15 protein-coding genes and 1 riboswitch are annotated in these 19,400 nt (G+C 66.2%); of the genes, 6 read left to right on the top strand and 9 right to left on the bottom strand.

What is annotated here, in order from left to right; all coding sequences use genetic code 11:
- Nucleotides 1-2 precede the first annotated feature (2 nt).
- The 9 genes from gcvPB to ELY12_RS12090 form a co-directional block, all read right to left on the bottom strand.
- A complete protein-coding gene (gcvPB, locus tag ELY12_RS12050; protein WP_126176956.1) occupies nt 3-1,598 on the bottom strand; it encodes an aminomethyl-transferring glycine dehydrogenase subunit GcvPB in 1,596 nt (531 codons plus the stop codon).
- Nucleotides 1,595-2,956 (bottom strand): aminomethyl-transferring glycine dehydrogenase subunit GcvPA, encoded by a 1,362-nt coding sequence (gene gcvPA, locus ELY12_RS12055; RefSeq protein WP_126176957.1) that lies wholly within the window; start codon nt 2,954-2,956, stop codon nt 1,595-1,597. Before gcvPA ends, gcvPB begins: the two co-directional genes overlap by 4 nt.
- Before the next feature lie 4 nt (nt 2,957-2,960).
- Nucleotides 2,961-3,782: a glycosyltransferase family 2 protein gene (locus tag ELY12_RS12060; protein ID WP_126176958.1), complete on the bottom strand. Its 822-nt coding sequence runs from the start codon at nt 3,780-3,782 to the stop codon at nt 2,961-2,963.
- Complete coding sequence (gene gcvH, locus ELY12_RS12065; protein WP_126176959.1) at nt 3,779-4,150, bottom strand: glycine cleavage system protein GcvH; 372 nt, start codon at nt 4,148-4,150, stop codon at nt 3,779-3,781. Before gcvH ends, ELY12_RS12060 begins: the two co-directional genes overlap by 4 nt.
- A complete protein-coding gene (gene gcvT, locus ELY12_RS12070) occupies nt 4,147-5,295 on the bottom strand; it encodes a glycine cleavage system aminomethyltransferase GcvT (RefSeq protein ID WP_126176960.1) in 1,149 nt (382 codons plus the stop codon). The genes gcvH and gcvT overlap by 4 nt, the downstream gene beginning before the upstream one ends.
- 156 nt (nt 5,296-5,451) lie before the next feature.
- Nucleotides 5,452-5,545, bottom strand: a riboswitch (glycine riboswitch).
- 52 nt (nt 5,546-5,597) lie between these two features.
- Nucleotides 5,598-8,219, bottom strand: coding sequence for a methionine synthase (gene metH, locus ELY12_RS12075; protein WP_126176961.1), 2,622 nt, complete (start codon nt 8,217-8,219; stop codon nt 5,598-5,600).
- A gap of 85 nt (nt 8,220-8,304) precedes the next feature.
- Nucleotides 8,305-9,351 (bottom strand): homocysteine S-methyltransferase family protein, encoded by a 1,047-nt coding sequence (locus ELY12_RS12080; RefSeq protein ID WP_126176962.1) that lies wholly within the window; start codon nt 9,349-9,351, stop codon nt 8,305-8,307.
- Entirely contained in the window at nt 9,348-10,250 is a 903-nt protein-coding gene (gene metF, locus ELY12_RS12085) for a methylenetetrahydrofolate reductase [NAD(P)H] (RefSeq protein WP_126176963.1), read from the bottom strand. Before metF ends, ELY12_RS12080 begins: the two co-directional genes overlap by 4 nt.
- Entirely contained in the window at nt 10,247-11,239 is a 993-nt protein-coding gene (locus ELY12_RS12090) for an ArsR/SmtB family transcription factor (protein ID WP_126176964.1), read from the bottom strand. The genes metF and ELY12_RS12090 overlap by 4 nt, the downstream gene beginning before the upstream one ends.
- A 307-nt stretch (nt 11,240-11,546) precedes the next feature.
- On the opposite strand from ELY12_RS12090, the gene ELY12_RS12095 reads away from it, so the two are divergent.
- The 6 genes from ELY12_RS12095 (at nt 11,547) to ELY12_RS12120 (ending at nt 19,301) form a co-directional block, all read left to right on the top strand.
- Entirely contained in the window at nt 11,547-12,152 is a 606-nt protein-coding gene (locus tag ELY12_RS12095) for a helix-turn-helix transcriptional regulator (RefSeq protein ID WP_126176965.1), read from the top strand.
- A 179-nt stretch (nt 12,153-12,331) separates the two neighbouring features.
- The gene (locus tag ELY12_RS12100; RefSeq protein WP_126176966.1) at nt 12,332-12,769 is read left to right on the top strand and encodes a curli assembly protein CsgF; all 438 of its coding nucleotides are present in this window, start codon (nt 12,332-12,334) and stop codon (nt 12,767-12,769) included.
- Between the two features lie 46 nt (nt 12,770-12,815).
- Nucleotides 12,816-13,781 (top strand): CsgG/HfaB family protein, encoded by a 966-nt coding sequence (locus tag ELY12_RS12105; RefSeq protein WP_241229846.1) that lies wholly within the window; start codon nt 12,816-12,818, stop codon nt 13,779-13,781.
- A gap of 460 nt (nt 13,782-14,241) precedes the next feature.
- A complete protein-coding gene (locus tag ELY12_RS12110; RefSeq protein ID WP_126176968.1) occupies nt 14,242-16,650 on the top strand; it encodes a beta strand repeat-containing protein in 2,409 nt (802 codons plus the stop codon).
- Between the two features lie 61 nt (nt 16,651-16,711).
- Nucleotides 16,712-18,079, top strand: coding sequence for a hypothetical protein (locus tag ELY12_RS12115; protein ID WP_126176969.1), 1,368 nt, complete (start codon nt 16,712-16,714; stop codon nt 18,077-18,079).
- Nucleotides 18,080-18,146: 67 nt separating this feature from the next.
- Complete coding sequence (locus ELY12_RS12120; protein WP_126176970.1) at nt 18,147-19,301, top strand: hypothetical protein; 1,155 nt, start codon at nt 18,147-18,149, stop codon at nt 19,299-19,301.
- Nucleotides 19,302-19,400 lie beyond the last annotated feature (99 nt).

Below are 19,400 nucleotides of genomic sequence, written 5' to 3' on the forward strand. Positions count from 1 at the left end.
CTTCAGCTCCCGCCTTGCTCGCTCAGCGTCGGCGTGCCGGCGGGAGCGAGCGGACCATCCCACGCCAGCACCGGCTTCCTCGCCGCGAGCGTCTCGTCGAGGCGGCGGCGAGGTGCGAAGTGCGGCGCGGTCTTCAAGCTCTCGTCTCCGCTGCGCGCCCGTTCGGCCAGGCTGCGCAGCGCGAGGATCAATTGGTCGAGGCCCGCCTTGCTCTCGGTCTCGGTCGGTTCGACCAGCATCGCGCCGTGGACCACCAGCGGGAAATACATCGTCATCGGGTGGAAGCCCTCGTCGATCATCCCCTTGGCGAGATCGAGCGTGGAGAGCCCTTCGGCGAAGTCTTTGTCCGAAAATAGCGCTTCGTGCATGCACGGGCCGCTCGCACCGAACGGCGCGTCGAGCAGGTCCTCGCACGACCGCAGGATGTAATTGGCGTTGAGCACCGCGTCGCCCGACGCCTGCCGCAGCCCGTCCGCCCCGTGGCTGAGGATATAGGCGAGCGCGCGGGTGAACATCCCCATCTGCCCGTGGAACGCGCACATGCGGCCGAAGGTGTGCGGATGCTCCGCGCCCGCGTTTTCCTCTTCGATCAGTTCCACCGTGCCGTCGGCACGCCGAGTGACGAACGGCAGTGGGGCATAAGGCGCGAGCGCCTCGGACAGCACCACCGGTCCCGAGCCCGGCCCTCCGCCGCCGTGCGGCGTGGAAAAGGTTTTGTGCAGGTTGATGTGCATCGCATCGATGCCGAGATCACCCGGCCGCACGCGCCCGACGATCGCGTTGAAGTTCGCCCCGTCGCAATAGACCAGCCCGCCCGCGGCGTGGACCGCGTCCGAGATCGCCTTCATGTCGCGCTCGAACAAGCCGCAGGTGTTGGGGTTGGTGATCATCACCCCCGCCACGTCCGGCCCGAGCCGCGCCTTCAATGCTTCAAGATCAACCCGCCCCTCGGCGGTCGCGGGGATGTTCTCCACTCGGTAGCCCGCGAAGGCGGCGGTCGCCGGGTTGGTGCCGTGCGCGCTTTCGGGCACCAGGATCACCTCGCGCGGATCGCCGCGGGCTTCGAGCGCGGCGCGGATGCAGAGGATGCCGCACAACTCGCCATGGGCGCCGGCTTTCGGCGTCATCGCCACGCCGTGCATGCCGGTAAGCTCGATCAGCCAGACCGCCAGCTCGTTGATTACCTCGAGCGCGCCGCGGACGGTGTCGACCGGCTGCAGCGGGTGCACATCGAGGAAGCCCGGCATCCGCGCGACCTTCTCGTTGAGGCGCGGGTTGTGCTTCATCGTGCAACTGCCGAGCGGGAAGAGCCCGAGGTCGATCGCGTAGTTCTGCCGGCTGAGGCGGGTGTAGTGGCGGATCGTCTCGGGCTCCGACAGTCCCGGCAGGCCGATCTCGCTCTCACGCGCCATGCCGCCGAGGCGGTTCGCGCGAGTGCTCGGTTCGGGCAGGTCGACGCCGCAGGTGTGCGTGTTGCCGATCTCGAAGATCAGCGGCTCTTCCAGCATCAGCGCGCGATTGCCGGTGGCGGTGCCGCCGCCATCGCGCCGGTCGAGGGTCATGGTCGGCCGCCAGCCGCTCTGGTTGGGGGCGTTCATTGCACGGCCTCCTCAAGAGCTGAGGCAAGGGTTTCGATGTCCTCCTCGCTGGCGGTTTCGGTCACCGCGACAACCAACCCTCGGGCGAGCGCATCAGCGCCGGGGTAGAGTCGGCCTAGCGAAACGCCGGCCAGCACCTTTTTGTCCGCGAGTTCGCGGACGATCGGGCGCGCGTCGGTCGGCAGCATCACGGTGACCTCGTTGAAGAAGCTGTCGTTGAGCACCTCCACTCCCGGTATCTTCGACAGCCGGTCCGCAGCGAGACAGGCGAGGCGGTGATTCTCCGCCGCCAGCTTTCGCAAGCCAGCCTCGCCCAAGAGCGTCAGGTGAATCGTGAACGCCAGCGCGCATAACCCGGAGTTGGTGCAGATGTTGCTGGTCGCCTTCTCTCGGCGGATGTGCTGCTCGCGGGTCGAGAGGGTAAGAACGAACCCGCGCTTGCCCTCGGCATCGACGGTCTCGCCGCACAGCCGGCCCGGCATCTGCCGCACGTGCTTGGGATCGCGCACCGCGAACAGCCCGAGATAGGGCCCGCCAAACTGCAGCCCGACGCCGAGCGACTGCCCCTCGCCCACCACGATGTCCGCGCCGAGCTCGCCCGGCGATTTGATCGCCCCCAGCGCCACCGGTTCGGTGTTGACCGCGATCAGCAGCGCGCCCTTGGCGTGCGCCGCCTCGGCGATCGCCGCGAGATCGGGGAGGCGGCCGAGGATGTCGGGATACTGCACCACCACGCAGCTCGTTTGATCGTCTATCCGCGCGATCAGCGCGTCGTTGTCGGGCGCAGCCTGCAGGGTCGGCAGCGCGTCGGCAATCTCGTCGCCGGTGAACTTGGCCATCGTCTTAGCGGTTTGCACGTAGTGCGGGTGCAGCCCGCCCGAGACCACCGCGCGACGCCGCTTGGTCACCCGCCCCGCCATCGCGATCGCTTCCCAGCACGCGGTCGAGCCGTCGTACATCGAGGCATTCGCCACCGCGCAGCCATAGAGCCGCGCGACCTGGCTCTGGAACTCGAACAGCATTTGCAGCGTGCCCTGCGCGATTTCCGGCTGGTAGGGCGTGTAGGCGGTCAGGAACTCGCCGCGCTGGATCAGGTGATCGACCGTCGCCGGCACGTGATGGCGATAGGCCCCCGCACCACAAAAGAACGCGGCGTCGGCGGCCGCGAGGTTCTTCTTGGAGAGCCGCCGCATATGCTGCTCGACCGCCATCTCGCTGGCATGGAGCGGCAGCACCCCGATCGGCGCCTTCAGGTAGTGCTCGTCAGCGACATCGGCGAACAGGGCGTCAACATCGGACGCGCCGATCACGCTCAGCATCTCGCCGCGGTCGGCGTCGGTCAGGGGCAGGTAGCGCATCTGGTCAGGTCTCTGCGTTGGAAAGGGTGGCGGCGAGCCGCGCGATTTCAGGGATCGAGCCGGTGAAGGCCATGTTGCCGACGTGGGCGAGCTCGATCCACGGGACGAGCCACACTTGCAGGCCGGCGGCTCGCACCCGGCGGCAAAAGGCGTAGTCTTCGGACAGGTACGCGCCCGTCTGGTCGATCGCGGTATCGAACAGCGCAACCACGCGCTCGCCGAGGCCGAACGCACGGCGCGCCTCGGGCGACGGGGTGAAGGCGAGCTCGGGATGGGCCGCGCCCAACTGTTCCAGCGCCGCCCGCGACACCATCATGAAAGCGCTACCGAGGTCATCGACCACTTGGGGCGCATCGAGCCTAAGCTCACCCTCGCCCGGCGCGAGGTTCACTGCCACCGGGCTCGCCACGCGGGCAAGTGGCAGCGCTGCGTCAGCGCGGGCGGTGTTGCCGACCCGCTCCCAGTCGATCCGCTTGTGCGCGCCGGCCGCGCCAATGACCTCGTGCTTGCCGGTGGTCTGCAGCGAAAGCAGCGTCATGACGTCGGCCGCGGCGAAGCCCATGTCGGCGTCGATCATCATCAGGTGATCGCAGTCCGACTGCAGGAACGCGCCCGCGATATACGCCCGCGCGTGCGCGATGCTCGCCTGGTTGGTGATCAGGTTGAGCGACAGTGCGACGCCCGCCTCGCGGCACTTCAGCGCCAGTTCTACCAGCCCGCGCGTGTACAGCGCGTGGCACATCCCCTCATACATCGGGGTCGCGACCATCAGCCGCTTGCCCGCCAGCGCGCCCGCCGCGGGAGAAGGCGCGCTCGGCTGGGTCACAGCCCGGCGACGAAGTCCTTGTAGGCGCTCTCGTCCATCAGGCCGTCGAGCTCGCCGGTGTCGGCGATGGTCAGCTTGAAGAACCAGCCGTCGCCCTCGGGGGCGGAGTTGACCAGCGCGGGATCGTCCTCGAGCGCGGGGTTGCCCTCGGTGACGATGCCGCTGACGGGCGAATAGACGTCGCTCGCCGCCTTGACGCTTTCGACTACCGCGGCCTCGCCGCCCTTGGTGACCGAGGCGCCCTCGCCCGGCACTTCGACGAACACGATGTCGCCCAACTGGCTCTGCGCGTAGTCGGTGATGCCGACGGTCGCGGTCGAGCCGTCGACTTCGATCCATTCATGGTCTTCGGTGAAGTAGCGGGTCATTGGCTTGCTCCCTTGCGGTGATAGCGGTGGGGGACGAACGGGGTCGGCACGACGCGCGCGGGCAGGCGCTTGCCGCGGACTTCGATTTCCAGCTCGGTGCCGTGCGCGGCGTGCGCGGTGTCGACGTAAGCCATCGCGATCGGGTGACCGAGGGTCGGTGAGAATCCGCCGCTGGTGACGGTGCCGACCTTGGTGCTGCCGGCGAAGAGATCGGCACCCTCTCGCGCGGCCATGCGGCCATCAAGCGCGAGGCCGACCCATTTGCGGGACGTTCCCTCGGCCAGCTCGCGCTGGATGCGTTCGGCACCGGGAAAGCCGCCTTCGGCCCTGCGGCGCTTGTTGATTCCGAAGGTAAGCCCGGCCTCGACCGGCGAGGTTTCGGGCGACATGTCGTGGCCATAGAGCGGCAACCCTGCTTCGAGCCGCAACGAATCCCGCGCGCCGAGGCCGATCGGCTTGACCTCCGGCTGCGCGCACAGCGCATCGGCGAGCGCGGCGGCGTGATCGGCGGGGACCGAGATCTCATAGCCGTCCTCACCGGTGTAACCCGACCGACTGACGCGGAGTGGCACGCCGTTCCAGGCGAACGGGGCGGCGTCCATGAAGGTCATCTCGTCGGTGCGCGGCCAGCCATCGTTCATTGGCTGCAGGTCGAGCCGCGCGAGCGCCTGCGCCGCCTCCGGGCCCTGCAGCGCGAGCAGCGCATCGTCGGCGAGGTGGGTCAGCGTGACATCATCGGGCAGGTGCTCGCGCAAGTGGGCGATGTCGTCCCACTTGGTCGCGCCGTTGACCACGAGGTAGAAGTGATGCGCCGCATTGGTGACCATCAGGTCGTCGAGCACGCCGCCGTTGTCGTCGAGCAGCAGCGAATAGCGCTGGCGACCGGGCTTCAGGGTCGAGAGATCGATCGGCAGGACCGCCTCGATCGCCGCGACCGCGTTGTCGCCCGAGATCTCGAGCTGGCCCATGTGGCTGACGTCGAACAGGCCAGCATGGGTGCGGGTCCATTCGTGCTCGGCGAGGATGCCCTCATACTGGATCGGCATCTCGTAGCCGGCGAAGGGCACCATTCGCGCGCCCTTCGCGCGGTGCCACGCATCGAGCGGGAGGGTTTCGGTCTCGATAGGCTCTTCGGCTTCGCTCACGCGCACTCACCCCGACAGCGCGGCCGATGGCCGGTGGGCCATCTTGAAAACCGCTACCCCCTCTGTCGGGAAACCTGAGAGTTTGGCCAGGCGAGCGCCGGGCTTACACCGTCGGTGGCCCCGTCCACGGGACGAGGCGCTTTCCAGAGCGTCGCATGGCCCGCCACGGTCCGTTGGCCTGAGAGTTTCCGGGGCGGTTGCTCCTTCGGCGGCCCGGCCTTGCGGCAGGACGCTCTCCCATGGCGGACGCCGGGATTCGCACCCGAACGACGGCTATGCCCTGCGCGAGTCCGCCGCCCCGGTCAATCGAGATTGGGCCGCAGCCAGCGTTCGGCGGTGGCGATATCCACGCCTCGGCGCCGCGCGTAGTCCTCCAACTGGTCGCGGCCGATGCGGGCAACGCCGAAGTATTCGCTCTCGGGGTGGCCGAAGTAAAACCCGCTGACCGCCGCGGTGGGGTACATCGCGTAGCTCTCGGTCAGCGTCAGCCCGGCGGTTTCTCCCGCATCGAGCAGGTCGAACAGCACCGGCTTCAGGCTATGGTCGGGGCACGCAGGATAGCCCGGCGCGGGGCGGATGCCGCGGTATTCCTCGCGGATCAGCGCGATGTTGGTGAGCTGCTCGCCCGGCGCATAGCCCCAGAGGTCGGTACGGACGTGGCGGTGCAGGCTTTCGGCGAACGCCTCCGCCAGCCGGTCGGCGAGCGCCTTCAAGAGGATGTCGGAGTAATCGTCCTTGTCGGCGCGGAAGCGCTCGGAGTGCGGCTCGATCCCGTGGATGCCGACCGCGAACCCGCCGAGCCAGTCGCCCGAGGGATCGATGAAGTCGGCGAGGCACATGTTGGCCCGGTCGCGGCTCTTCTTCACCTGCTGGCGCAGGAAGGGGAAGGTCACGTGCCGTTCCTCCTCGACCAGGTGGACGATGACGTCGTCGCCATGGCGCGCACAGGGCCACAGCCCCGCGACGCCCTTCGCGGTCAGCCACTTTTCGCTGATGATCTTGTCGAGCATCGCGTCGGCATCGGCCTTGAGGCTACGCGCAGTGTCGCCGACCACCTCGTCGTCGAGGATCGAGGGATAAGTGCCGTGCAGCTCCCACGCGCGGAAGAACGGCGTCCAGTCGATCACCTCGCGTAGGTCTTCGAGCGGCCAGTCGGCAAAAGTGTGCACCCCCGGCTGCAGCGGCGGCGCGGGCTTCTCGTTGTAGTTGGGGTCGTAGAAGTTCGCCCGCGCCTCCTCGAGGCTGAGCAGCACGCTCTGCGCCTTGCCCTCGCGGGCCTCGCGCACCTTGGCGTATTCGCCCGCGGTGTCTTCGACGAAGCCGTCGCGCTGGGTGTCCGACAACAGCCGGCTGGCCACGCCCACCGCGCGGCTGGCGTCGAGCACGTGGATTACGGGGCCGTTGTAGGCCGGATCTATCCGCAATGCAGTATGGACCTTGCTGGTAGTCGCGCCGCCGATCAGCAGCGGCATGGTCATCCCCGCACGGCCCATTTCCTCGGCCACGGTGACCATCTCGTCGAGCGAGGGGGTGATGAGTCCCGACAACCCGATCATGTCGGCCTGATTGTCGTTGGCGGTTTCGAGGATCTTCGCCCACGGCACCATCACGCCGAGGTCGATCACCTCGTAGCCGTTGCACTGCAGGACCACCCCGACGATGTTCTTGCCGATGTCGTGAACGTCGCCCTTGACGGTCGCCATCACAATCCGGCCCTTCGACTGGTCGGCGAGGCCTGAGGCTTCTTTCTCCGCCTCGATGAAGGGGATGAGGTGGGCGACCGCCTTCTTCATCACGCGGGCGGACTTCACCACCTGCGGGAGGAACATCTTGCCGCTGCCGAACAGGTCGCCGACGACGTTCATGCCGTCCATCAGCGGACCTTCGATCACCTCGATCGGGCGCTCGAAGTTCTGCCGCGCCTCCTCGGTGTCCTCGACCACGTAGGCGTCGATGCCCTTGACTAGCGCGTGCTCGATCCGCCGCTCGACCGGCCAGCCGCGCCATTCCTCCGCGGCCTTCTCGTCGGCGGCGGACTTGCCCTTGTAGCTTTCTGCGAGCTCGATCAGCCGCTCGGTCGCGTCCGGCCGGCGCATGAGGATCACGTCCTCACATGCTTCGCGCAGCACCGGATCGATCTGGTCGTAGATATCGAGCTGGCCGGCGTTGACGATCGCCATGTCCAGCCCGGCGGGGATCGCATGGTAGAGAAACACCGAGTGCATCGCCCGGCGCACGGTCTCGTTGCCGCGAAAGCTGAAGCTAAGGTTCGACAGGCCGCCCGAGTAATGCGCGTGCGGGCATAGCTGCTTGAGCTCCGCCACCGCCTCGATGAAGTCGAGCGCGTAGCGGTCGTGCTCCTCGATCCCGGTCGCCACCGCGAACACGTTGGGGTCGAAGATAATGTCCTCGGGCGGAAAACCGATGCCGGTGAGAACGTCGTAGGCGCGCTGGCAGATCGCGACCTTACGCTCTCTGGTGTCGGCCTGACCGGTCTCGTCGAACGCCATGACCACGGCCGCCGCGCCATAATCCATGCATTTGCGGGCGTGCTCGAGGAACGCCGCCTCGCCTTCCTTCATGCTGATCGAATTGACGATCGGCTTGCCCGACACGCATTTGAGGCCGGCCTCGATCACTTCCCATTTGGAGCTGTCGATCATCACCGGCACCCGCGCGATGTCGGGCTCCGCCGCGATCAGCTTGAGGAAGTTGGTCATCGCCTCGACCGCGTCGAGCAGGCCTTCGTCCATGTTGACGTCGATCACCTGCGCGCCGTTCTCGACCTGCTGGCGCGCGACCTCGACCGCGGCGGTGTAGTCGCCCGCCATGATCAGCTTCTTGAACGCCGCCGACCCGGTGACGTTGGTGCGCTCGCCGATATTGACGAAACGGGAGGAGGTAAGGCTATTCAAAGTGGTCATCCCAGCGAAAGCTGGGATCGCGTGCCGCATGGCGGCGCCCAGCCGAACGAGGTCCCAGCCTTCGCTGGGACGACGGAAAGGTTGATCAGGCAGCCATCGTGAACGGCTCAAGTCCGGCAAGACGCGTCGCGACCGCCGGATGCGGCACCTGACGCGGCGCAATCCCCGCGACCGCGCGCGTCATCGCGGCGATGTGCTCGGGCGTGTTGCCGCAACAGCCGCCGAGAATATTCACCTGCCCGTTGTCGGCCCAGCGCTTGACGAGGCTCGCAGTGGTTTCCGGTGCCTCGTCGTAGGCACCGAGTTCGTTGGGCAGGCCCGCATTGGGATAGGCCATCAGCAGCGTATCGGCGATCGCGCTCAGCACCTGGACGTGCGGACGGAGCTGCTCGGCGCCGAAGCTGCAATTGAGGCCCACCGCGATCGGCTTGGCGTGGCGCACCGCGTGCCAGAACGCCTCGACCGTGTGGCCGGAGAGGTTGCGGCCACTGAGGTCGGTCAGCGTCAGCGACAGCATCAATGGGATGTCACGGCCCAGGTCCTGCGCCAACTCGCGCACGCCAGAGATCGCCGCTTTGCAGTTCAAAGTATCGAACACGGTTTCAACGAGGATGAAGTCCACGCCGCCCTCGACCAGCGCGGCGGCTTGTTCGCGGTAGACGTCCTTGACCTCGTCGAAGGTCACCTCGCGGTAGCCGGGGTCCTCGACCCGCGGGCTCAATGACAGGGTCTTGTTGGTCGGCCCCATCGCGCCGGCGACGAAGCGCTTCACCCCGTCGCGCGCGGTCGCGGCATCGACCGCCTCGCGGATCACCCGCGCGGCGGCGATGTTCATCTCCGCCACCAAGGCTTCCGCCGCGTAGTCGCCCTGGCTGATGCGGTTGGCGTTGAAGGTGTTGGTCGCCAGCAGGCTCGCGCCGGCATCGATATATTGGTCGCAGATCGAGCGGATGACGTCGGGCCGGGTCAGGTTGACGAGGTCGTTGTTGCCCTTCTGGTCGCGCTCGAGCCCGGTGGACCGGCGATAGTCTTCCTCCGACAGCTTCGCCGCCTGGATCGCGGTGCCGTAGGGCCCGTCCTTTATCAGGATGCGCCGCGCGGCTTCGGCGAGCAGCTCCTCGCGCTTGGTCATGCGGTGTCTCCGGGTCGGCGGCCGAGCAGGTGGCAGATCGCGTAGGACAGCTCGGCGCGGTTGAGGGTGTAAAAATGGAACTTGCGCACGTCGCCGGCATAGAGCCGGCGGCACAACTCGGCGGCCACGGTCGCGGCGACCAGCTGGCGCGCGGCGGGGCGCTCGTCGAGGCCTTCGAACAGAGTCTCCAGCCAGGCTGGGATCGCGGTGCCGCACAGCCCGCTCATGCGCTGGACGCTGGCGAAGCTCATGATCGGCATGATCCCCGGCACGATCTCAGCGCCGATGCCGTGCGCCGCGGCCTTGTCGCGGAAGCGGAAGAAGCACTCGGGCTCGAAGAAGAACTGGGTGATCGCGCGGGTCGCGCCGGCGTCGATCTTGCGCTTGAGGTTGTCGAGGTCGGCCGCCTCATCGTGCGAATCCGGGTGCTTCTCAGGATAGGCGGCGGTCGAGATCTCGAAAGGGGCGATCTTGAGCAGGCCCTCGATCAGCGCGGCCGCGTTCTCGTACCCGCCGGGATGCGGGCGGTACTTGCCGCTCGGATCGGACGAGTCTCCACGGAGCGCGACGATGTGGCGGATGCCGCTGTCCCAATATTGGCGCGCGACCGCGTCGACTTCCTCGCGGGTCGCGTCGACGCAGGTGAGGTGCGCGGCGGCGGGGATGCTGGTCTCCTCCACGATCCGCTGGACCGCCGCGTGGGTCCGCTCGCGGGTCGAGCCGCCCGCGCCGTAGGTCACCGAGACGAAATCGGGCTGCAGCGGCTCCAGCGTGCGGACGCTCTCCCACAGCGTCTCGGCCATCTTCTCGGTCTTGGGCGGGAAGAATTCGAACGAAATACCGATGTCGCCCGGAAGCGAGGCGTACAACGGCTCCGAATGCGCGATCGCGGCGTTCATCGCGCTGTCGCCCGGCGCGGGCTTCCGCCGATTCGCGCGACCTCGGGCAAGCGGCGTGCGGTCCATACTTTGACCGCCAACTCGCCGCCTTCGATCGTTTCGCCCGTCTCGGGGGCGAACCCAAACCGGGTCAGCATCGCGGACATCTGCTCATCTCCGAAGCCCAATCGCGCGTGGGCATGCGTCCGGCGCAGTTCCTCACGGGCGTGCGCGGCGAGATCGACAATCGCGATCCTGCCGCCCGCACGGCACACACGCGCCGCCTCTCCTACCGCATAGTCGGGCTCGGTCGCGTAGTGCAGCACCTGGTGAAATACGACCGTGTCAAAACTGTCCGGCGCGAACGGCAGCGCGGAGAAATCCCCCTGCACCAATTCGACCCGGCCGGCCGCGAGACCTTGCAGCCGCGCGCGCGCCAACCGTAGCATCTCGGGACTTTTGTCGAGCCCCACCACCCTTTCCGCCGCCGGTTCCAGCAACTCCGCGATACGGCCCGTACCGGTACCGATGTCGAGCACTTCGCCCAGCGGTTCTTCTCCCAGCGCCGTGACCAGTGCGCGCTCGACCGCGTCGGCCGGCGCGAGCAGCGCCCGCAAGCGGTCCCATTCGCCGGCATGGCGCGCGAAGTAATCGGCCGCGCTTTTTTCCCGCGCGTCGCGGATGGCGGCGAGGTGGCGCAAGTCCTCGGCGCAAATGCGCGAGAAGCCCGCGTCCTCGTCCTCCGCCGCGGCGAGCAGCCGCACCACCGCGCGGGCCGTGCCCTCGGCGCCGCCCGAGGTCGCCTGGCGCAGGAACACCCAGCTCCCCTCGCGCCGCCGCTCGGCGAGGCCCGCGTCGCACAGGATCGCGACGTGCCGCGATACCCGCGGCTGGCTCTGCCCGAGCGCATGGGCGAGTTCGCCGACCGCCAGCTCCATCGTCGCGATCAGCCGCATGATGCGCAGCCGCGTCATGTCGCCCAAGGCTCGCATGGTGGTTTCGATGCCCATACCGCATATAAAGATATTGTTATATGCGAAAGTCAAGCTCGCAGACTTGGGCCGCCTCGGTTGCCGGTCGCGCAACCTCCCGCCCGCGCGGCTCACGCGCCTATGGCAGAGAGTATTCAGCCAGCGCGGAACTCACTCTTTAAACAACGGCACTCGATGTGCAGCATTCAACAAAACTAATTTTTATTTATTTATCGCCGCAGATCGTGATCATTGAGTCACCGCAAGGGCACCCACTGCGAAGTCGTTTTTTTCCAATGCGAATCGCCAAGCGTCCGTTAACCACACAGGCGAACGGGGGGTCGTTGTGGTCGAGGAAGCAGTTAGCGCCGGCGTCGATAAAGGGGAGCAATTGACGTACGACCAATACGTCCATTCATTTCACGGCGCGGCCGATGCCCGGCCCCGGCTCGTCCTCGACCGGCACTGCGCCGTCCTCTGGCACGGGCCCGACGCCGCCAGATTGCTCGGCGACCTGATCCCGCTTCGCCTCGCGAAAGGCCGGCTACTGGCCGAGAGCAGCGCTGGCAACGAAGCGCTCGCGCACTTCATCGAACGAGTCGGGCCGGAGTGCGACCGGCTGTTGCTGCGCAGCGCGGACCGGCGGCACTGGGCGATGATCCAGGCCTGGAGCCCGCGCGACCGCGAGGATCTTGTCTGCGCGGTGGTCAACCTGTCCATCCCCTGCCGCACCGTGCAGGAAAGCGGCCTGGCGAAAATCTTGGGGCTCACCGCGACCGAATCGCGCGTGCTCGACGAGTTCGCCCGATTGCGCGCTCCGAAGGAGATCGCCGACGCGTTGAGCATTTCGCTCAGCACCGTTCGCAGCCACTTAAAACAAGTACATTCAAAGGCAGGCGTCAGCTCGGCGGTTCACCTCGCCCGGCTCGTCAGCGGTTATTGCACGCGTTAGCCTCGGTCCGTCTCAATACGAGACACCCTTCCTAAGCCCCTAAGTTAATTGCACTTCCTCCCCAAAGTTGGGGATGCGAATCGCTACTGGAATGGTTAGCTGTTCGTTAACTTTTGGAGGGCGCGGCCCTTTGAAGGGATCGGTAATGGCGAGCCCGAGCTCGTCCCGAGGGGGTCTTCATGATCGGTAGGAATTTGCGGGCCGTCGCGGCCTGCGCGCTTGTTTGCAGCTTTGTCGTGCCGTCGTCCGCGATGGCGCAGGATATCACCTATCAGCCGATTGATCCGAGCTTCGGCGGCAATCCGTTCAACTCGGCGCACCTGCTCGGCATCGCCAACGCGCAGAACGATTACAAGGACCCAAAGGCGACCGCCAATAGCTCGCAGGCGGATATCTTCGCCCGCCAGCTCCAGTCGCGGCTGCTGTCGGCGCTGTCCTCGCAAATCGTCGACGCGATCTTCGGCGACAACCCGCAGGACAGCGGCACGATCAGCTTCGGCGGCCAGACGATTAACTTCGTCCGCAGCCTGACCGAAGTGACCCTGACGATCACCGATGACGACACCGGCGAAGTGACCACCATCGTCATCCCGACCTTCATCGACGTGGCGCCCTGAGATGGTTCGCCGGACGACGTCCAAGTTGCTTGTCGCGGGACTCGCCGTGACCGCCTTGTCGGGCTGCGCGACGGTCACCAAGGACGGGCGCACCGCCTGGCCGGAAACCCGCTCGAAGGCCTTCATCCCCGATCGCACGCAGACGCAGACATTGCTCGCCGCCCTCCCCGCGCCCGACCGGCCGGTGGCGGTGGCGGTCTATGGCTTCGCCGACCAGACCGGGCAGTTCAAGCCGAGCGAGACGGGTCAGACCCTGTCGCGCGCGGTCAGCCAGGGCGGCGCCTCCATCCTGGTCAAGGCGCTGCAGGACGCGGGCAACCGCCAGTGGTTCACCATCGTCGAGCGCGAGAGCCTCAAGAACCTGCTCAACGAACGCCAGATCATCCGCGAGATGCGCGAGCGTTATCTCGGGGAGCAGGGCGTCAACCCGCAGGCCCTGCCCGCGCTGCTGTTCGCCGGCGTGATCCTTGAGGGCGGCATCGTCGGTTATGACACCAACACCGTCACCGGCGGCGCCGGCGCGGCGTTCCTCGGCATCGGCGGCCATACCGAATACCGCCAGGACACGGTCACCGTGTACTTGCGCGCGGTCTCGGTCCGCACCGGCGAGGTGCTGACCACGGTCACCGCCTCCAAGACCATCGCCAGCCAGGCGATCGGCGCCAACGCATTCCGCTTCGTCGGGTTCAAGGACCTGCTCCAGGCAGAGCTCGGCTACACTACCAACGAGCCCGACCAGGTCGCGCTGCAACAGGCGATCGAGAAGGCTGTCTATTCGATGGTCCTCGAAGGCGCCGAACTCAACTTGTGGAAATTCAGCAATCCCGAGGCCGGCGCGCCCTTGCTGTCCGCCTACCGCGAGGAACGCGACGGCAGGATCGACGCCGCCAAGATGGCCGAGGCGCTGCGCAACGCGCCGCCGATGGCCCCGCAGAAGATCAAGCGCACCGCCGCCAACGACGCCGAGGATACGGCGCTCGGTCGGCGGACGGAAGGTCGCGCGAGCAATTGAGCGCCGCTTAGGCGGTGCGCGATGGCGTGGGCAGGCGGCCGGACCTGCCCGATAGCGCCAAGATCCGGTGGTCTCGACGGGTGGTTGCAGCCGCTTCGTAGGGGTCGATGAAGAAAGGCGCGCCGGAGTTGCAGCTCCGACGCGCCCCGTTTGACGAAGTTGCGTGTACAACCATGTCAGCCCTGCGCCGAGGCGCATGACAGGCATGGTTATGAATCTCCGGTTGGAGTTTGACAACCATGTTACGGGAACAAGCCCATTTCAGACTTTGGGTTCCTGCCACGGCAGGAATTAGTTTTCCGTTACTTTCAAGCTCCTGTCCGGAACCGGGCCGCCTTGCGCGCGCCCGAACGACAAATCGAGGCCCGGCAAAGGGTCCACGCTTCAGCATTCAGCGAACCCTTTTCGCCGGGTGCCGGGCCGCAGTTCACGGACCAATCCATCCATCAGGAGCTTTGACATGAAGAATATCTTCCTCACGTCGGTATCGGCAGCTGCGCTGTTCGTCGCCGGCCCGGCGCTTGCGCAAGACAACACCTCGACGGTGACGCAGAATGCCACGGACTCGCAGGCCTATGTGACGCAGAACAGCTCGAGCAGCACTTCGACCGTCGAGCAGACCGGAGCCGACAACTGGGCCGACGTCCAGCAGGGCACAGGTAACGCCGCCGCGACCAACAATAAGTCGTCCGTTAAGCAGAACGGCGCCAACATGGCTGGCGTCCCGACCACCGACGCGCCGCCGCCGAGCTACGAAGGCGCGGTGAGCAACTATGCGCTGGTGAGCCAAAACGGTGCCAACGGCGACGTCAAGATCGACCAGACCGGCAACAACCGGGCGTCGGTAAACCAGGCCTATGCCCCGGGCATCGGCCAGCGTGCTTACATTACTCAGTCGACCACTCCGGCGGCAGGCGCCGAGAACGGTGCGTTCGTTTCGCAGCGCGGCAGCAATATCGAAGCCACGGTCAACCAAAACGGGGGCAGCGAGAACGTCGCCAATGTTTCGCAGCTGCTGACGAATGACTCGACCGTATTGATCAACCAGAGCGGCAGCCAAAACCGCGCGGTCGCCGACCAAAGCGGCGCGAATGGCGCCACCATCGACGTCGGCCAGGTTGGCAACAATCAGGACGCCTACGTCCGCCAGCAGGGCACGGGCGCTTCATCGACCAGCGATCAGTTCGGTGGTGACGGCAACGCCCTGTATGTCGTGCAGAACGGCGCCAGCAGCTCGACCATCAGCCAGAACGGCAACGGCAACGACGCTAGCGTCAATCAGACCGGCAACGGCAACACCTCCGGCATCAACCAGGTCGGCAACGGCAATAGCGCCGGTGACGTGACCAACGGGACCAGCTCGTACACCGCCACGACGAACAACACCGTCGGCGTGAGCCAGAACGGTTCGAACCTGGTTTCGACCGTCGACCAGCTCGCCAGCGGCGCGAAGGCGACTGTCACGCAGACGGGCGGCGAGCATCGTTCGGACATCAACCAGAACGCCGGTGCGACCGCCAAGGTCACTCAGGCCGGTGCTGCTCCGACGGGCACGCTCGATCCGCTGTCCCCGCCCAACAACGATTCGGTGATCAACCAGAACGCGGCGCTCGCTTCGGCAACCGTCGACCAGAACGGGTTGCTGAACTACTCGGCAATCGACCAGAACGCCGCAGCCAATGCAATCGTCAACCAGACCGGCGGTTACAACCACAGCTTCGTAACGCAGAACGCGGCGGGCGCGAACGTCCTTGTCACGCAGGGCGAGGTGTTCGGGCGCGACGGTGACAACCGTTCGGCCATCACGCAGAACGCCGGTGCCGCCGGCGCGAGCGCGATAGTTCGCCAGGTCAACGCGGTTGCGGGCCCCGTAGGCGGCTACGCTTCGAACGACTCGAACATCACCCAGTCGGGCGCGAGCGACATCGCCAACGTCAACCAAGACGGCAACGATCAGGTTTCGAACATCACTCAGAGCGGTGCCGGCTCGAGCGCGGGCGTGACCCAGACGGGCGACGGCAACCTGTCGACGGTCACCCAAGGCACGAACCGGTTTGCAACGGTGGTCCAGAACGGTGTCGACAACATCTCCGATGTCGACCAGTCTGGCGGTGGTCTTGCGTATTCGGCGACTGCCGACGTGAACCAGCAGGGCAACAACAACGATTCGTATGTCCGTCAGTCCGGCGACGCCTTGGTCGCCACGCTCGACCAGCGCGGCAACAACAACGAGTCGGACATCCTGCAGACCCGTCGCGGCGGCGCCGCGCACGTCGACCAGGATGGTGACTTCGGCAAGTCGATCGTTCAGCAGATCGGTGAGAACAACTCGGTCGGCGCGAGCGACAACTCGGCCGGTGTCCGCCAGCTCGACGGCAGCATGAGGGCCGCGTCGCTCATCATCCAGGGCGGCCGGGTCAACAGCGTCGACGTCCAGCAGGGTGGGACCGACAACTCGTCGGAAGTGCGCCAGAACCTGACTGCTGCGGGTGGCGACTACGGCAACACCGGCGGCAACGTCGATCCGACCTATGGCACCACCAACGCGGCGTTCATCGACCAGATCGGCGCCAGCAACGAGTCGTTCGTCAACCAGGGCAACCCCGATCCCGCCGCCGGCCCCGCCGGTCCGCTGTCGGAGAACAACCTGGCGCGCGTCACCCAGACCGGGACCGACGGCAGCTCGACGATCAACCAGTCGGGCGACCTGCACTCCGCAACGCTCATCCAGGGCGGCGTGGATAACGAGTCGACCATCAACCAGTCGGGCAACAGCAATACCGCACTGGTGACGCAGACCGCGACCGACAACGTCTCGACGATCAACCAGGGCGGCAGCAACAACACCGCCACGGTTACTCAGAACTGATCCGGCCGGCCGGCGCTCCCCTGGGCGCCGGCCTTTCTTTCCCATTCAAAGGTATTCAATCATGAAAAAGCTTCTTCTCACCACCGCCTCGGCACTGGCGTTTCTGGCCGCGCCGGCGATGGCCCAAGACAACACTTCCACCGTCACCCAAGGCGGCGAAGGCAACCACGCGACGATCGGTCAGACCGGCAGCAACGGGAAGTCGACCGTCGACCAGTCGAATGCCTACGTCGCTAATTCGATCGTCAACCAGAAGGGCGATGGCGCCGAGTCCGAAATCACCCAGACGGGCAACAGCAACCATGCCGTCGTCAACCAGGATGGCGACAGTTACTCGAAGATCACCCAGACCGGCGTTTTCAACAACGGCGCGAGCGTGGATCAAAAGGGCGGCGCGGGCAACTCGTCGACCGTCGCGCAGACCGGAGACAACAATGAAGTTTCCGTTTCTCCTGGACCTGTGCCCAACGCGGGCGTGATCCAAATCGGTTCGAACAACACCTCGTCGATCGGGCAGAGTGGCAGCAGCCAGCTTGCTAACGCTTTCCAGACCGGTTCCAACAACAACAGCGACATTTCGCAGAGCGGGCTGAACCACGACGCATTCGTCACACAACAGGGTAGCGACAACAAGTCGAGCGTGTTGCAATCGGGTGCTAACAATCAGGCGATCGTTGATCAGTCGGGCACCAACCTTGACTCCTCGATTATCCAGGACGGCACTGCTGCATATGCCAACGTGCGGCAGACCGGCGTAAACAGCGAATCCGACGTTACGCAGCACGCGGGCAGCCGCGCTGACGTGACCCAGCTGGATGGTCCCAACAAGTCCACCGTGACCCAAAATGGCGGTGCCGCTGGCGCCAACGCCCTCGTGTATCAAGACTCGAGCCCCAATGGGGGCGCGCTGAATACTGTGACGATCACCCAGAATGCGAACAGCTCGGCACGAGCCTTCCAGATTGGCACCAACCAGACCGCCACGATCACTCAGGACGGACAGTCGCTGCCGCCGCAGCAGCTGCCGGCATCCTACGCCGCGAACATCGAGCAAATCAGCGGCACCGGCGGCGGGAACGTGGCCACGATCAATCAGCCTGGTGCAGAAAACACGGCCGGTATTTTCCAGTACGGTAACAACTCGCGCGCGACGACGACCCAGACGGGCGCTGCCCTGGCGGGCGACACCGTCAACAACTTCGCGCGCGTTACGCAGGATGTTCTGAGCAGCAACGCCCAGTCCGACATCTTGCAGGACGGCCAGAACAACACCGCGCTGGTCAGCCAGAACGGCACCGATCTGACGTCGGACATCGTGCAATCGGGTGCCGACAATACCGCCAGCGTGACCCAAACCGGCCTCGGCCAGATCTCGACGGTCAACCAGAGCGGCACGGGCAACACGGCCACCGTCACTCAGGGCAGCTAAGCCGACGTGAGGAGGCGGGACGCGAAGTGCCCGCCTCCCCCAGTTCTCTGCTTCAAAGGATCAACTCATGAAGACACTCGCAATCCTTTCGGCCTCGGTCCTGGCGCTCAGCGCCAGCGCCGCAATGGCCCAGTCGAACACCTCCACCGTCGATCAGAACGGTAACGTCAACGGCGCGACTGTCAGCCAGACGGGCTCGTCGGCCAAGTCGGCCGTCAGCCAGCTCGGCGACAACAACCTCGCCACCGTCACCCAGTCGGGCAGCGGCGCCAAGGCGACCGTCAACCAGGGCGGCACGCCGAACGCCGAAGAGCAGACCCGCTTCAGCCTCGCCAACACTCCCTATGCAAGCAGCGGCGCGGAAGCGACCGTGACGCAAGGGTCGGCAGCGACGGCCAACATCGACCAGATCGCGGTTGCCGGCGGGCCGACCCGTGCGGTCAAGGCGACGATCAGCCAGGGCAGCGGCGCGGCCGGCTCGACCGCGGCGATCCGCCAGCGGATCACCGGCGCGGCCTCGGCCACGATCGAGCAGACCGGCGCGACCAACGATTCGACGATCAAGCAGTACCAGGGCAATCACACCGCTCTGAATCAGCAGAGCGGCGCGCTGAACGTCTCGTCGATCGACCAGGGCGGTTCGAACACCTCGGCCACCGTGGTCCAGTCGGGTGACCGCAACCGTTCGGGCGTGTTCATCTTCGGCAACAACGACGGGGTCTACGTCGAACAGCTCGGCTCGGATAACATCTCGAGCGTTGCCCAGAACGGCACCTCGAACGGCACCGCGATCGTCAGTCAGGGCGGCACGTTCAACACCTCGGGCGTCGCGCAGGGTGAGCAAAGCTACGCCAACGTTACCCAGAACGGCGCGTATGGCACATCGGGCGTCAACCAGAAGTTCGGCGACAAGGCGACCGTCACCCAGACCGCGACCAGCGACCACGCCAGCTCGACGGTCAACCAGAGCGGCGGGTGGAGCTACCACAACAACAACGCCACGGTCACTCAAGGGGGCACCGACGTCACTTCGACGATCGATCAGGTCGGCATCGGGCTGACCGCGACGGTGATCCAGCAGGGTACGGGGTCGACTTCGGACATCGACCAGTCGGGCACCGGCAACACCGCGACGGTGAGCCAGTACTCCGACGACAACCTCTCGACCGTCACCCAGAGCGGCACGGGCAACACCGCCACCGTCACTCAGGGCACCCCCTGAGCGACGCCGGCGGAGCGTCTGACAAGCGCGCTCCGCCGGACCATCGCCTCGGCTCGCGAACCGCTCGCGAGCCGGGGGATGGTTGGCTCAACGCGATGA

Origin of the sequence: Tsuneonella rigui, assembly GCF_003958625.1 — a bacterium.
Lineage (GTDB): Bacteria > Pseudomonadota > Alphaproteobacteria > Sphingomonadales > Sphingomonadaceae > Tsuneonella > Tsuneonella rigui.

Coding starts and splice junctions, on each gene's coding strand:
- gcvPB (WP_126176956.1), bottom strand. CDS start 1,598: ATGAACGCCCCCAACCAGAGCGGCTGGCGGCCGACCATGACCCTCGAC.
- gcvPA (WP_126176957.1), bottom strand. CDS start 2,956: ATGCGCTACCTGCCCCTGACCGACGCCGACCGCGGCGAGATGCTGAGC.
- gcvH (WP_126176959.1), bottom strand. CDS start 4,150: ATGACCCGCTACTTCACCGAAGACCATGAATGGATCGAAGTCGACGGC.
- metH (WP_126176961.1), bottom strand. CDS start 8,219: ATGACCACTTTGAATAGCCTTACCTCCTCCCGTTTCGTCAATATCGGC.
- ELY12_RS12080 (WP_126176962.1), bottom strand. CDS start 9,351: ATGACCAAGCGCGAGGAGCTGCTCGCCGAAGCCGCGCGGCGCATCCTG.
- metF (WP_126176963.1), bottom strand. CDS start 10,250: ATGAACGCCGCGATCGCGCATTCGGAGCCGTTGTACGCCTCGCTTCCG.
- ELY12_RS12090 (WP_126176964.1), bottom strand. CDS start 11,239: ATGGGCATCGAAACCACCATGCGAGCCTTGGGCGACATGACGCGGCTG.
- ELY12_RS12100 (WP_126176966.1), top strand. CDS start 12,332: ATGATCGGTAGGAATTTGCGGGCCGTCGCGGCCTGCGCGCTTGTTTGC.
- ELY12_RS12110 (WP_126176968.1), top strand. CDS start 14,242: ATGAAGAATATCTTCCTCACGTCGGTATCGGCAGCTGCGCTGTTCGTC.
- ELY12_RS12115 (WP_126176969.1), top strand. CDS start 16,712: ATGAAAAAGCTTCTTCTCACCACCGCCTCGGCACTGGCGTTTCTGGCC.
- ELY12_RS12120 (WP_126176970.1), top strand. CDS start 18,147: ATGAAGACACTCGCAATCCTTTCGGCCTCGGTCCTGGCGCTCAGCGCC.